The organism is Alteromonas sp. DY56-G5, assembly GCF_041414725.1.
GTDB lineage: Bacteria > Pseudomonadota > Gammaproteobacteria > Enterobacterales > Alteromonadaceae > Alteromonas > Alteromonas macleodii.
Window position 1 is genome coordinate 1 of sequence record NZ_JANHZQ010000016.1, and the last position, 13965, is coordinate 13965.

Annotated in this window: 11 protein-coding genes; 4 read left to right on the top strand and 7 right to left on the bottom strand. The window is 42.1% G+C overall.

Annotation, left to right across the window (positions count from 1 at the left end; all coding sequences use genetic code 11):
* Positions 1 to 1522 precede the first annotated feature (1522 nt).
* Positions 1523 to 2899 (top strand): rhodanese-like domain-containing protein, encoded by a 1377-nt coding sequence (locus tag NO989_RS09850; RefSeq protein ID WP_371342447.1) that lies wholly within the window; start codon positions 1523 to 1525, stop codon positions 2897 to 2899.
* A 120-nt stretch (positions 2900 to 3019) separates the two neighbouring features.
* Here the strand turns inward: NO989_RS09850 and NO989_RS09855 are convergent, their stop codons facing one another.
* The 4 genes from NO989_RS09855 to NO989_RS09870 form a co-directional block, all read right to left on the bottom strand.
* Positions 3020 to 4312 carry a DUF2254 domain-containing protein gene (locus NO989_RS09855; protein WP_371342448.1) on the bottom strand — a complete coding sequence of 431 codons (1293 nt, stop codon included), beginning with the start codon at positions 4310 to 4312 and terminating at the stop codon, positions 3020 to 3022.
* Positions 4313 to 4445: 133 nt separating this feature from the next.
* Positions 4446 to 4592: a DUF2256 domain-containing protein gene (locus tag NO989_RS09860; protein WP_371342449.1), complete on the bottom strand. Its 147-nt coding sequence runs from the start codon at positions 4590 to 4592 to the stop codon at positions 4446 to 4448.
* Positions 4579 to 6117 carry a cryptochrome/photolyase family protein gene (locus NO989_RS09865; protein ID WP_371342450.1) on the bottom strand — a complete coding sequence of 513 codons (1539 nt, stop codon included), beginning with the start codon at positions 6115 to 6117 and terminating at the stop codon, positions 4579 to 4581. The genes NO989_RS09860 and NO989_RS09865 overlap by 14 nt, the downstream gene beginning before the upstream one ends.
* A 3-nt stretch (positions 6118 to 6120) precedes the next feature.
* Complete coding sequence (locus NO989_RS09870; protein WP_371342451.1) at positions 6121 to 7545, bottom strand: deoxyribodipyrimidine photo-lyase; 1425 nt, start codon at positions 7543 to 7545, stop codon at positions 6121 to 6123.
* 111 nt (positions 7546 to 7656) lie between these two features.
* Between NO989_RS09870 and NO989_RS09875 the strand changes: the two genes are divergently transcribed.
* Together NO989_RS09875 and NO989_RS09880 are read left to right on the top strand one after the other, a co-directional pair.
* The gene (locus NO989_RS09875) at positions 7657 to 8964 is read left to right on the top strand and encodes a DASH family cryptochrome (RefSeq protein WP_371342452.1); all 1308 of its coding nucleotides are present in this window, start codon (positions 7657 to 7659) and stop codon (positions 8962 to 8964) included.
* A 12-nt stretch (positions 8965 to 8976) separates the two neighbouring features.
* On the top strand, positions 8977 to 10608 hold the full coding sequence (locus tag NO989_RS09880; protein ID WP_371342453.1) for a deoxyribodipyrimidine photo-lyase/cryptochrome family protein: 1632 nt from the start codon (positions 8977 to 8979) through the stop codon (positions 10606 to 10608).
* Between the two features lie 2 nt (positions 10609 to 10610).
* On the opposite strand, the gene NO989_RS09885 is transcribed toward NO989_RS09880, so the two are convergent.
* Complete coding sequence (locus NO989_RS09885; protein WP_014998414.1) at positions 10611 to 10898, bottom strand: hypothetical protein; 288 nt, start codon at positions 10896 to 10898, stop codon at positions 10611 to 10613.
* Positions 10899 to 11108: 210 nt separating this feature from the next.
* On the opposite strand from NO989_RS09885, the gene fabA reads away from it, so the two are divergent.
* Positions 11109 to 11627: a bifunctional 3-hydroxydecanoyl-ACP dehydratase/trans-2-decenoyl-ACP isomerase gene (gene fabA, locus NO989_RS09890; RefSeq protein ID WP_014998413.1), complete on the top strand. Its 519-nt coding sequence runs from the start codon at positions 11109 to 11111 to the stop codon at positions 11625 to 11627.
* A 101-nt stretch (positions 11628 to 11728) separates the two neighbouring features.
* Here the strand turns inward: fabA and rmf are convergent, their stop codons facing one another.
* On the bottom strand, positions 11729 to 11905 hold the full coding sequence (rmf, locus tag NO989_RS09895; protein WP_014949558.1) for a ribosome modulation factor: 177 nt from the start codon (positions 11903 to 11905) through the stop codon (positions 11729 to 11731).
* Between the two features lie 302 nt (positions 11906 to 12207).
* Positions 12208 to 13965, bottom strand: coding sequence for a DUF3466 family protein (locus NO989_RS09900; RefSeq protein WP_371342454.1), 1758 nt, complete (start codon positions 13963 to 13965; stop codon positions 12208 to 12210).

Consider the following 13965-nt stretch of genomic DNA (forward strand, 5'->3'; position numbering starts at 1 on the left):
TAGAGTTTAAAAATTAGGCAGGTGATGCTGCGGCTTAACTAAGCGTTAAACTGCGGGACTTATTCGCAGTTTCCCTAGTAGTTATTACCTTTGCTTTTTATATGCTTTTCATAGAGCGCCTATCTAATGGCGACTACGGTACGACGATAATAAAAATACGGTACGTTGCCGAATAAACTACGTCTACGCAGATATGAATTCAATAAACATCGCGTCGATTATTTTTAATTCTACGTGCTATCCACGCCACCCAACTTTAAAACAACGAACGGCCTTCATGCTCAAAGTTTAATTTAATAAGAAGTATAAATAATTGATGATATTTAAAATAAAGAGCAATTAATAAATGGGTTTTACGGGCCGTAATTACTACATTTAACGCTAAATGTTAGAAAACCTTAACCTTACAGCTAGTCGTCTTATCTTAGAAATAGTTAGTTTCCTTTATTTAACTCATCAGCGTTAAGCCTTTGGTTATTTGAGCTAGTAATTAATATTACAAACTGTGCATTCATTATTTAAAGTAAAGAAGACTAAAGCCTGAAAAATGTTTTTAGGAACATGATTAAGTCTATTATTCATCTGTGCTAGTTGTCATTAAACCTTACGAATATCTAAATATTACGAGAAGGATAGCGTAAAGCATCTTGCAAAGCTTCATCTGGCTCATTCACCATCAATTTTGATACTCTATTTAACATAATATACATTATGCGTAATTGAGTATATGTACGATTAGGGCGATGATGTCACTCTATTCGGATGCTTTGTTGGCTGTGATTACTTACAGACTTTTATGCGTGGCTGTCATGTAGACTTATTGTCGGTACTGGTGTTTGTGCGCTTACATCTCACATGCGTCAGTACTTTTAATTTAAAACTGCTCAGTTAATTTGATTTGGACGTAATAAATTGAATCGTGCGCTACGTAAAATCTGCAGTACTATGCCCCTGATTTTTCAATTTAATTCACGTAGCGCACGGTATGTTTTTGCGACGTTTTGTTGATAAAAAAAGTTAAACTATTTTGAGGCATTTATTATTAGGTTAAACAACTGAGCATTTTATAAAAGCTCATTACTTTCTTGATATCGATGTTTCTATCTTGCTTGTTGGTATTTTTACTGCGTTATTTAATATGTGATTTCATCTCTATTATCTATGCCGCAAATGACTATAAATGTTTTAAGCTCATAGCTTATTTAGATGCTCTTTTTAATCTAGAGGTATTTGATTACCTCATGTTTAAGTTAATCACCGCAATTACACCATACACAGCTATTTAAGGCTTTTTTATAAACCTGCGTTCTCGATGCAGCACGTCTATCCATAACGGCTATGCAAAGAATCTAACTCAACTGGTAAATCACTAATGCGAAATCGCAGTCACAATCTTCATTACGTATCTATTCCTTATTGTCTTGGTAGCAACGCAAACCAAATTACTAGAACGTGTGATCGTATGTACGTTTCTGTGCATATAAAGCGCTAGCTACTCGTAAACGCACTGCTAAGGAAAGTTATGAAAATTCAAAGTTTTAAGGCTGAAGGTTTAGCGCAGTTGTCATATTTGGTTTCAAGTGGACAATTTGCGTTTGTAGTTGACCCACAATTAGATATATCCACCTATATCGATGCTGCAACAAGTCTTAATGTAAAAATAGACTGCATATTTGAGACCCACCGTAACGAAGATTTTATATCAGGCGCTGCAGCGTTGGCACAGCGTCTTGATATACCTGTTTATCACGGGCCGAACGCTGACGAAAATGTTGAATATGCTTCTTGCACCAGTGATGGTGATAAATTCAACGTTGGAGATTTACTTGTATCCGTATTAGAAACGCCTGGTCATACTAAAGACAGTATCTGTCTAGCCGTATCTGATACTGCTATAAGCGACGAAGTTATTGCGGTGTTCACCGGCGATACATTATTTGTAAATGATGTAGGTAGAACTGACTTTTATCCTAATGAAGAACATGAAATGGCGGGACGCTTATTCGAAAGTCTTCAGAAGTTGTCACGCTTACCCGAATCGGCTGTTATTTATCCAGCGCATGGTGCAGGTTCAGTTTGCGGTGGAGGTATGGCAGACAGAGAGTTCTCGTCTATCGGATATGAGCGTAGGAATAACCCCAAGTTCTCAATCAAAGACAAGCAACGCTTCATTGAAGAAAAGGTACAGGAAACACATTACTATGCGCCCTACTTCGAAAAAATGGAAAAATGCAACGTTACAGGTGAGCTTTGTACTATAGATATCACCTCTCCTGCTTTCATTGGTAATTTCGATCCTTTTGAACTTTCAAATCAATGTTATAACAACAAAATAAAGATAATAGATGTAAGGACTAAAGATGAGTTTTGTAGCACTCATATAGATGGCAGTTTGTTCTTTGGTGAAGGTTTGGTTTCATCATATGCAGGTTGGTTTCTAAATGATAATGACAAAATCATTGTAGTCGCTAATAGTGGTGAACACGCCAGTTCAACGGTGTTGCAGCTACGTCGGATGGGCTTTAATAACGTTAAAGGCTATATTATCAATTTACCTGTATTAACCGGCGACGCTAACGTCGATAAAGGATTGTGTTCCTTAAGTCTCACTAGTGCCAAAGCCGTTAAAGAACACTTTGATAGTAATAGCAGTGACTGGGTTTTATTGGACGTTCGAAAACAAGATGAACGTGACAGTGTGGCAATTGACGGGTCGACGCATGTTTATCTGGGTCATCTTAGTTCGTCAATTGGAGATTTTGACAAAAACGTTAGGTATACGGTTTATTGTGGGTCGGGTGTCAGGGCTACGACAGCGGCCAGCGTTCTTAGACAAGCAGGTATAAAAACCGTGGATGTGATGGAAGGCTCGATGAAAGCATGGCAAAAGCTTAGCTAAACTTATCGATAAGCATATGTAACAAGCCTAGAGCACCATTATTATTTAACTGCTCTGTAAATAGCCAGCTAAGTGAAGTGCACCATTTAGCTGGCTCTTGTATCTAACTGACTAGGTATATCAGTCCTCTTTAAGGATTTGATGGAAGTGCTTTACTCGCTCTATATCATTATCATAGTTCATCAATAACTTATTTCTCTCAAAACTGTGCTCTGCCATGCGTATCGCCTCTGATTTAAAATCATCGTTTAGGTTATTGAAGCATGTCTTTAGGGTGGTTAACGACTTTTGAATTCTTATAGCGACTTCTATATTGGCGCCACCATCTCGCGCTATAGATGTGTATGCGTCGTCGTATAGGTCGGCAACGTTCAACTCAGGAACAGAAATACGATCATACTTTGCAGTCTCGCTCTTTTTTTCCTTTTGTGTTTTCGTGCTGTCTTCGAATTGCTTTCGCCACATAAGCATTAATCGTGTAATGATGCTAATAGTATTTATTGCCGTACCGTGATCATTGACGGATGGCGACAACGCTCTTGATGCTATCTCAGCCAGTACGATAAAGCCGAAGCGCGGGTCTGCCTCAAAGGAGCGGGCTTCTCCAATAGTGAACGCGCTAATTACATCCTTGGTTTGTTCATCTTTATTAACGTAGGCTATGGGGCGCTCTGGTGTCACAAACTCACCCGGCAGCATGGCAACATTTATAAAACAGTCTTTACTTTCAGCCCAGCGCTGTAGTTTTGCAATATCTATTAACTGAATGTAGCCTACTTGCTCGGTAAAAATAGCGTGAACCCCCTGCTCTTTTACTTGTCCCTGTGGGACTGCGCCCAAGCAAGGCATATCAATTCTGTTTTTAATGGCACGAGTGGTTGCGTGCTCCACTTTCAGTAGTGTTGAGCCTACGCGCCCTAAGCGTGCTACGCTGTCTACCCATCGTATAAACGTTAAGATAACAATGATGAAAGCCACACAGGTCAGACAGAATAAAATGAACAATCCCGCTTCATCGAAGAACGCCTGAGTCATTGCAGTAAGTGCAACAGCACTATAGATAAATGCGCCTATAAAAACTGAGAGCGCATTTTGCGAGACGTCGTCTGATATTATAAGGCTTAATGAGCGAGGTGTAGATGATTGGCTCGCTGACGCATAAGCATTGACCATAGTGCCTGCGGAAAACGTAGCAATAACCATCATACTTGATGCCATTATTGAGAGTAGCGTTTCAACAGAATCGGGCTTTATTTCAGGGATATGTTCGGCAAGTGATGTACCGTCAGCAACTTTAGCTATAAAAACCGCGAAGATAGAAAGCAAACAAAAGCCAAGAGGCTTCACCCAAAGCTTCTCTTTGAGACTGTATAAAAGAAAACGTAGCCTATCTACGGTTATCGGTGCTTCCACAACACACTCCTTGTATTTTCACTTTATTTCATACGCAACAGTAGCGGCGAATGATTAACTATAGTTTTTATTTAGCGGTAATGATGCCTTAGCGATCTATGTCTCTAGTTTTGCCCACACGCCATATCGCGCTTTACTCATCGGTAGCGCTTTTTCTATTTCCGGCGCAACGCTTGGAGCAATAACGTACATTTTCCCAATTCTTTTCCCATTTTTTGCGCCACGTAAATGGTCGTTGGCAAACCGGACATACCTTTGTGGGTAAATCAGACTTCTTCATTTTTGGTTAGCTTTGATAGAAATATTGCAGCATCTTGCTTCATGGTCTCGATGTTTTCTTCCTTCATTCGTCCATAGGTTTTGTAAATCATGGCCATTCGATGATTGTTACTCAGTTTTTCTTTGTGCTTATCAATAAAGTGCCAATACAAATAGTTGAATGGACAGGCTTTCGGCCCCGTTTTTTTCGAAACCTGGTATCCACAGTTTTTGCAATAGTTGCTCATTTTGTTGATATAACTACCGCTCGCGACATAAGGCTTACTCGCTAAGTTGCCGCCATCGCTATACAGAATCATGCCTGCTACGTTAGGAAGCTCAACCCACTCGTAGGCATCGGCGTATACCAACAAATACCATGCTTGAACCTCTTCTGGGTTAAGTTCGGTCAACAAGCTGAAGTTACCAATTACCATGAGACGCTGTATGTGATGGGCGTAAGCGTTTTGTTGCGTTTCTTTAATGCATTGCCGCATGCAATTCATATTTGTTTCAGCGTTCCAAAAGAACGAAGGTAGTGAGCGGCTGTTATTAAAGTAATTATCCGTTTTCAAATTTGGCATAAAGTGCCAATAGAAACCTCTAACATACTCGCGCCAGCCTAGGATCTGACGTATAAATCCCTCGACAGAATTTAGAGGTACTTGTCCTGCGTGGTAGGCTTGCTCAGCAGCGTGGATAGCCTCGCTAGGTGTTAACAAACCGCAGTTCAGATAAAAGGCTATATGAGAGTGGTAAAGCCAAGGCTTACCTTCCACCATGGCGTCTTGATACTGACCAAAATTAGGTAATCTTTCTTCTATAAAAGTATTTAAGACGCTGAGTGCACCTTTTCGAGTTACCGCAAAGTGGAAGTTATCTATATCGCCAAAGTGATCGTTGAACTCCTCTTTCACAAGTTCGATAACATCTGCTGTTATGTCGTCAATTTCAAACGTCGAGTGTTTAGGAACCTTATGAGTTTCAGGCATAGATTCGCGATTTTGCGCGTCATAATTCCACTTACCCCCGATGGGGTTCTTACCATCCATTAGTATGTTGTGCTTGCGGCGCATCTCACGGTAAAAAAACTCCATACGAAGTTGTTTTTTGCCGTTTGCCCAGTCGGTAAATTCCTGAGGGGTGGATAAAAAACGATTGTCATCGCAAATCGTAACAGGAACCCCAAGGGTATTTTCCCATTGCTCCATGCTTTTAAGCAGGCGGTATTCACCGGGCATGGTCACTCTTACTTCATCAAACGTGTTTTCGTTAAGCGCGTATTTTACCTGGGCGAGTAAACCGCCTTGATTGTTTTCGTCGTTATAATGAACGTAGTTAACGTTAAAATTGTCGTCGCGCAACGCATTGGCAAAATGACGCATAGCACTAAACAAAAACGCTATCTTCTTTTTATGGTGTTTTACGTACGTGGCTTCCTCACGCACTTCCGCCATTAATATGGTGTCATTACTTTTTACTGCATTAGCTATTGCCGGTAATGTTTCGGTAAGCTGGTCGCCTAAAACTAAAATAAGTGCCGCCATACCCTACTCTTTTATTTGTTGAAAAGCGTCAAGTGCACGCTGACGCGACGCTTTCAAATCAACGATTGGCTTTGGGTATTCCTTGCCAAGCTCAATGCCTGCCTCTTTCAATATGGCGTTTGGAGCTTCCCAAGGCTTATGAATGTATTTGTCTGATAACTTATTCAACTCGGGGCAGTACTTGCGAACGTATTGCCCTTTGCTATCAAATTTCTCACCTTGCAGAATTGGGTTAAATATCCTGAAGTAAGGTGCTGCATCGGCCCCTGAGCCCGCTACCCATTGCCAGCTGGCGCTATTGCTGGCAAGGTCGGCATCTAACAATGTGTCCCAAAACCACCGCTCGCCTTCGTGCCAACTGAGCAGTAAGTTTTTGACCAAAAACGAGCCTACAATCATACGTACTCTGTTATGCATGTAGCCTGTTTGCCACAGTTCGCGCATACCCGCGTCGACGATAGGAATACCCGTTCTGCCTGTATGCCATGCTTTAAGTGCCTTAGCGTCAGTACGCCAGGGAAACTTGTCAAATTTATCGTTAAAGTTTTTATTAGGCAGGGTCGGAAAATGGAACAATAAGTAATAGCTAAACTCCCGCCAACCAAGTTCACTTAGATAAGTTTCAATGCTCTTGTCTTCGCTATTACCAAACTTGTCTTTAATCGCATACCAAACTTGATTTGGCGACACTTCCCCGAAATGTAGGTGGGGAGATAAGCGAGATGTACCTTTTGCTGATGGTATATCTCTTCCATCTTTATACTTTCGCGCTGAATTCTGAATAAAGTCAGCTAGGTTATCAGCGGCGCCGTCTTCACCTGGAGCCCACGTTTTGGCGATGGTCTCATCCCACTTGATAGTGGGTAACAAACGTAAAGATGCTAAATCATCACCTTCATTACTTACATCGGCATAAGTAATACGTGCTGGCGGTGCTTTGGGGTAACGAGGCTCTTCAATCTGTAAACAGCCTTTTTTGTAGTATGGGGTAAAGACTCGGTACGGTGTACCGTCTTTCTTTAGAACCTTCATGGGTTCCCACAATAAACTACCGTTAAAACTGTGAGCTTCGTAATCACTATCGATAAGTGTTTTCTTAATCCCTTTATCCCGATTTATTTGCCACGGTTCGTAGCACCGATTCCAGAAAATACCCTTGGCATCAAATGACGCCATTAACTTGGGAATAAGCTTCTGAGGATCACCCTTAAATATTTGTAGATGCCCGTTCAGGCGTTTATTCAACGACGCAAGCGAATGATGAAGCCACCATTTGCTGGCGCCTCCTGGTTCTCTTCCGTTAGGTGTTGTGTCATCGTAGATGTAGATGGGAACTATTTTTCCCATGTCGCAAGCAGCGTTTAATGCCGGATTGTCTTTTACACGAAGGTCTTGTCTAAACCACATGATACTAACAGGAACGGTCACTTTTTTTCCTCAGGCGTTGCGCCAAATTTTAATATTATTCGTATTGCACGTATTACGGTAATAAACGGGTTCAGGATCCGTATAAACAGTAAAAAAGTGCTCTAAATTAGTATGATAAACAACCACACTCAACAACAGTGTTCAAACCTTAATCAACGAGGTTTGTTCTGGTTTCGACATGACCTAAGACTTCACGATCAAGCAGCCATCGCCGCGCTTTGTAAAAAAGTTGCTCAGATTACTTTTGTCTACATCTTAGATGATAAGAATTTCAGCCCAAATGAGTTCGGATTGTCTCCAATGGGACAACACAGGCATACATTCTTGTTGCAGACTTTAGAAGATTTAAAACGCCAGTTGGCTGGCTTAGGTCATGAGCTACTCGTACTAAAAGGCAAGACGGAAGAGTGCCTAGCGAATCTTTTACAGGCGGGCCAATATACCCATATAGGTGTTAGTCAACATTGCGGTTATGATGAAACTGCTCAATTAAACGCAGTAAGGCGTCTCTCTAATTCATTGACTGTGGTTGAAACCCCAACGTTCGGGTTGTTTGATGTTTCGACATTACCATTCAGCATTGAAGATATGCCTGATGTTTTCAGTCCGTTCCGCAGAAAAGTAGAGAAGCATAGTGAACCTTCACCGGTTCACGATGCGCTAGCGTCTTTACCCGACGCATTTACGCCCCCGTTGGATGAGTCATTTCATTTAACCCTTGATATTGATTTACCCGCGCCATCAGAAACATCATTTGTAGGAGGTGAAACAGCGGCGCTATCCCACTTAGGCACTTACCTCTTCGACTGGCAGTCGGCGTCTTCATATAAAGAAACGCGAAATGCGCTTGATTCTTGGCAAGACAGTACTAAGTTCTCGGCCTGGTTAGCTAACGGTTCACTTTCTGCGCGAGAAGTCGTTAGGCAGGTACAGCTTTTTGAAGCAACAGTCGAGAAAAACGATTCCACTTATTGGATTTACTTTGAGCTACTGTGGCGAGAATTCTTTCACTGGTTGCAGTATAAATATGGAGCAAAATGGTTTCACTTCAGTGGGATTCAGGGGAAAACGCCATCTACACAACATTGTCCAGAAACGTTTAGACTTTGGTGTGAAGGTAAAACAGGCTATCCAATTGTAGATGCGTGTATGCGACAGCTTGCTGAAACGGGATACATGTCTAACCGCGGTAGACAACTAGTAGCAAGTTGTTTTGTGCACGAACTTCGTCAAGACTGGCGATATGGCGCAGCGTGGTTTGAGCATCAACTCATTGATTACGATGTGGGAAGTAATTGGGGAAATTGGCTCTACCTTGCTGGTGTTGGCAGTGACCCTCGCGGACACAGACAATTCAACTTGATAAAGCAAACAGAGATTTACGACCCCAAGGGCCAATTCCGTAAAAAGTGGTTATAGGTTATATGTTCTATGGTGCCAGATAACCCTAAACCGTCCATTACGATTATATGGTTTAAGCGAGATTTTCGCCTGCGTGATCATGAGCCACTTTTTCGAGCTGTAGAAGCGAAAGAAAATATATTGCCGCTTTTTTGCTGGGAACCATCGCTTATTGAAGACCCACATATGGACGTTCGCCATTGGCGATTTGTTCAGCAAAGTATCGACGATATTAACAACCAGCTTCCTGCACCTGCCCGTATTTTGACGTTGCACTGTGAAGTGATAGATGCATTTAAATTTATTGCTCGGTATTACACCATTTCTGCGGTTAGGAGTTACCAGGAAACAGGCCTAAAGGTTACGCATAACCGTGATGTAAAAGTAGCTAACTATCTGAATAATAGAAATATAGCTTTGAAGGAAAGCCAGTTTGGAGCAGTAATTCGAGGTTTGCCCCATCGAGCTCAATGGCAGTCGAATTGGGAGCACCATTTTACAACAAGCACTTACGATTTTGATATAAACAGTGCAAACTGGGTCGCTTGGACGCAGCATGCTGCGATAAAAGATGCTGAAAAGAATTTCGACGACATCGCCGGTTATAGAGCGTCTATTAGCCGCCAATTTGACCCTAATTCAGTCTACGAAACCAACCTTCGTCCCGAGGTCATCGCGCACCTAAGTGAACTTGAAGCTATGCAACCTGGCGGTGAAAAACGTGCATGGCATGTGCTGAAAGACTTTTTTAAAAGTCGGGGGAAGTTTTACCATCAGCATATATCGATGCCAGAGAATGCGAGGCGAGCATGCTCTCGATTGAGTCCATATTTGGCTTGGGGCAATATATCAATCAAGCAAGTTTACCAAAGTGTTTTGCAGCAAAAACAAGTGAAGAAGACGTTAACGGGCGACGAAGGAAAACAATGGGGGCGTGCCCTTTCTGCATTAACTTCCAGACTTCACTGGCATTGCCACTTCATCCAAAAATTTGAAAGCGAACACAGTATAGAATGGCGCCCAATGAACCGTGCCTATGAGAACTACCCTTTTATTGACGGCCCTGAAGCTGAGCGTCGTTTTTATCGTTGGAAAACCGGCCTAACTGGCTATCCACTGGTTGACGCCTGTATGCGAGCGTTGAAGTATACCGGTTATCTAAATTTTCGCATGCGCGCTATGATCACTAGTTTTCTGTGCCATCACTTAAATGTTCATTGGCTAAAAGCTGCGCATTACCTAGCTACGCAGTTTTTAGATTTCGAGCCAGGTATTCACTATCCACAAATTCAAATGCAAGCCAGCGTAACAGGTATCCACACCGTGAGGTTGTACAATCCTGCTACACAATCAAAAAAATTAGATCCAGAGGGTCTATTCATAAGAAAGTGGGTGCCAGAGCTTAAATCATTGCCTGGCGACGCAATACACGCGCCGTATCTATTGCCTCCTCTAGAGGCTCAAATGCTCGACTTTGACCTAGAGCGAGACTATGTCGCGCCCATTACTAATATTGCTATTCATAGCCAGAGCACGGCTAAGCGACTATGGGACTTTCGAGACAGAGATGATGTGGTTAAAGAAGCGCAGCGCATAGTGAAACGTCACACCATGCAAAATAGCCCCAGTCTAGCATGGCTTAAAACTAAGCTAGACCATTAGGCCTAGCGGTTATTTTTTCGAAGCCACTCGTTTAAAAGTTTAATTTGTCCGCACTTGTATGCCGCGTACATAAGTCTCATGGCGTTCGACATTGCTTCACTATCTGTCCAACCCGTCTTGTCGCGTATTTCGTCATAACACGCTTTTGCTTCTGGGCTTACATAGCCTCTTACTAGCTTTTTACCCGCGTCTTTTTGTCTTTCTCTGAAACGTCGCTGTTTATCTGCATTGGCTTTAGCTCTATCTGCTGCACTTTTCTTAATGATCTTTTTCGTCGTTTGTTCTGTCATAGTTTTCACATAAAGTTACGTTATGGTAGAGCCTAAAAAGTTAGGGTCTGCACATATTTCATACGCCTAGCGTGATATTTATACAGGCCCAAGTAACTAAAGCTATATTAGCACGCGTTTTTCTTCAGAAAAATGACTGTTCAGAGTTGTTTGGCGTACAACTGTTCGCTAAATTAGCACCGTCACTTAAATAACAGCAACGAGTTGGGAATGTCAGAGAAGAAAAACAGTTTTAATAGAGAAGATTTATTGGCGTGTAGCCGTGGTGAAATGTTTGGACCAGGTAATAGTCAACTTCCCGCCCCTAACATGCTTATGATGGACCGTGTAGTTTCAATCACAGAAGATGGCGGCGAACATGGCAAAGGCGAAATCATCGCAGAATTGGATATTACCCCGGATTTATGGTTCTTTGACTGTCACTTTCCGGGCGACCCGGTAATGCCAGGCTGCTTAGGCCTAGACGCGATGTGGCAACTGGTTGGCTTCTTCTTAGGTTGGAGTGGCGGCCCAGGTAAAGGTCGTGCACTGGGCGTAGGTGAAGTTAAATTTACCGGGCAAATACTGCCAACAGCTAAAAAAGTTACGTACAAAATCACTATGAAGCGCGTGATTAAGCGCAAACTGTTCATGGGCATGGCTGATGGTACTGTAGAAGTTGATGGCCGTGAGATTTATGTAGCGAAAGATTTGAAAGTTGGCTTGTTCCAAGATACGTCAAACTTCTAAGCTGTCTTTATTGAGCTTTACGGTCAAATAATCTCGACCTACAAAAAAGCCCCTTTTCAGGGGCTTTCCTTTTTGCATAATCAGTTCATAAAAGAGAAGTGTTATTTGACACTTAAACCTAAGTGTCTGTCTTCTACTGCCTCACGCCATCCACCTAACCATTGTGAACGTGCATCGTTTTGCTGAAATGGACAATTTTCCTTTGAACGACCGCTAATGCCAGCTTGATAGCCTTTAGAATGGGCGCGTGTCAGTTTATCTCTTTTTTGTCTTTTCATTGATTAGCCTCTTTTGTTTGTTGAAAGTACAACAAATCATTTTCTCGAGCGCTCTACATCATTTCGGTTGATAGTGCCGGAAAAGTGATTGCGTACACTACTTTGATAGTGCAATTAACTAAATGGTTCAAGAAAAATAAAAAATAAAAGGGCTTGACAAAGTTTAAATAAATGAAGTTTCGATAAAATTTTTGTTACATTTTTTATGCATAAATATGTAACTTTTTACATTATTTAGGCATAAAAAAAGCCACGGGTGTGTGGCTTTTTGAAATGTGATCACATAATAACCAAATGGTCAGTTATTTTTTCAACCGTCTGCGCATAAATACACCTGCAAACAGACCGAAAAATGCTAACCATCCTGTGGAAGCGCCCTTGCGCTCATAGGGTTGTTCGTCTTCTGGAATTTCACATTCTTCTATCGAGCCATTCGCTAACGGAGAAAGTTTGACTGCTACAATTGTGTCAATTTCTTCAGTTTCACCGTCAGAATTAATAACGTCATTGCCCGTTACGTATTTGTTAGTGGCTTTAATTCTCGCATTCGCAATGATTTCGTCATTGTCATTGATATCTACCGCTTCAATAAGTTCGTACGGGTTATCACACGACACTAAATCATTTAAGTCAATAAACTCTCCCGTATCGATGTTGTACATGAACGCGGCAGTTTCACGTAGCGTTTCACTGGTAGCGACTACATCTGCCTTACCAACAACAATATTATTGTTATTAATGGCATTTGCAGTTACCCCTGCGCTCACAAAGAAACCATCTGGATAATGTTGCTCTTGTGTGTCTAGGTTATAAACAAATAAACGCGAACGTGCGACATCGCTTTGAGAGCGAAGCACAGCACCGGTTACCCAGTTTTCGTCGTTAATTGCAATTGCTTGGCTAATGATATTTTCTTCGCGTGGAAGAAGTTCAATGGTTTCACCGTCTCTGAAAACCGTTGCAACTCGTTCACTTTCAGTCCTGCCTGATGTATTTGGGCGCGTTATCGTAATGCGATCTCCAGTAAGGCCTTCACCGACTGCGATACCTTGGTTATTTATGTCATAGGCATACGTGAAATAGTGGCGTGTATCGTCTTCATCAGGTTCAAATAATAACGGGTAGGTATCGGTGCTGATTACATCGCCGTTGACATCGATCTGCCAAATGGTAGCGTTAACCTCAGACAGCAATACGAAGCTCGGTAAGTAATTTGTAGATGAATTAATGAAGTAGCTAGAAATACGTGGAACAGCAAAATCGCCATTATAAATAGTAAACAGGCAGCGACCTTCAGATGTGTCACCACGAGACTCATCGTCTGTACACGTTTCAACAGCATCGGCAACATCATCGCGGAAACTAACAGTACTGAAACCTGCAACCTGTAAGTTTGCGTTTATTGCTCGAGCTGAAGAGAACCCTCCTACAGTGTCATCAACAGCTGGAAGTACTTTAGTCTCTCCAGATGCTTGAACAAAGGCTTGTTGTGCTGACTCTGGATACGTGTAGTTTAATGTATCGCCATCTTCGTTCTCATATGGGTCTAGAACAACCAGTCCCGAAGAATCACCGACAATAAAGTTACCGTTCAAGCTGTCACGACCAGTCGATTCAACAGATCGCGTATAGTCATCAAATTTGTCTGTAACTTCATCAAGACCTGGTACTAATGATATATCTTGAGTGTCGGTTGCATAGGTTCTATACGACGCTAGCTTCTGTCCCGTTGTAAGATTTGGGTTCGATAGAAGATAATTTACTACCGTGGTATAGTCTATGTCTGTAAAAACACCCTGGCGTGCGTCATCTTCGTTTTCTAGACTCTCACCGAACTGGTCAAAAAAAGTCGTGTCTTCTTCAAGCTGCTCTGCGTCGATTGGTGGATTGAACTCCAGTTGAACGACAGACAACATTTTGCCTGAGTTATCAATCGAACGAGCAAAATTGTTTCTAGCGGTATCCTGTAAAGGAAGAGGCGTCACTGAATAGGTCGCGGCGAATGCCGAAACACTTCCTGTTGCCAACAGAACGGCGGCGGCAAGCTGAGTTCGTTTCAT

Bases quoted from the DNA above. Each gene is read 5' to 3' on its own strand.
- NO989_RS09850 (WP_371342447.1), top strand. From the start codon at position 1,523: ATGAAAATTCAAAGTTTTAAGGCTGAAGGTTTAGCGCAGTTGTCATAT.
- NO989_RS09860 (WP_371342449.1), bottom strand. From the start codon at position 4,592: ATGAAGAAGTCTGATTTACCCACAAAGGTATGTCCGGTTTGCCAACGA.
- NO989_RS09865 (WP_371342450.1), bottom strand. From the start codon at position 6,117: ATGGCGGCACTTATTTTAGTTTTAGGCGACCAGCTTACCGAAACATTA.
- NO989_RS09875 (WP_371342452.1), top strand. From the start codon at position 7,657: ATGATAAACAACCACACTCAACAACAGTGTTCAAACCTTAATCAACGA.
- NO989_RS09880 (WP_371342453.1), top strand. From the start codon at position 8,977: ATGGTGCCAGATAACCCTAAACCGTCCATTACGATTATATGGTTTAAG.
- NO989_RS09885 (WP_014998414.1), bottom strand. From the start codon at position 10,898: ATGACAGAACAAACGACGAAAAAGATCATTAAGAAAAGTGCAGCAGAT.
- fabA (WP_014998413.1), top strand. From the start codon at position 11,109: ATGTCAGAGAAGAAAAACAGTTTTAATAGAGAAGATTTATTGGCGTGT.
- rmf (WP_014949558.1), bottom strand. From the start codon at position 11,905: ATGAAAAGACAAAAAAGAGATAAACTGACACGCGCCCATTCTAAAGGC.
- NO989_RS09900 (WP_371342454.1), bottom strand. From the start codon at position 13,965: ATGAAACGAACTCAGCTTGCCGCCGCCGTTCTGTTGGCAACAGGAAGT.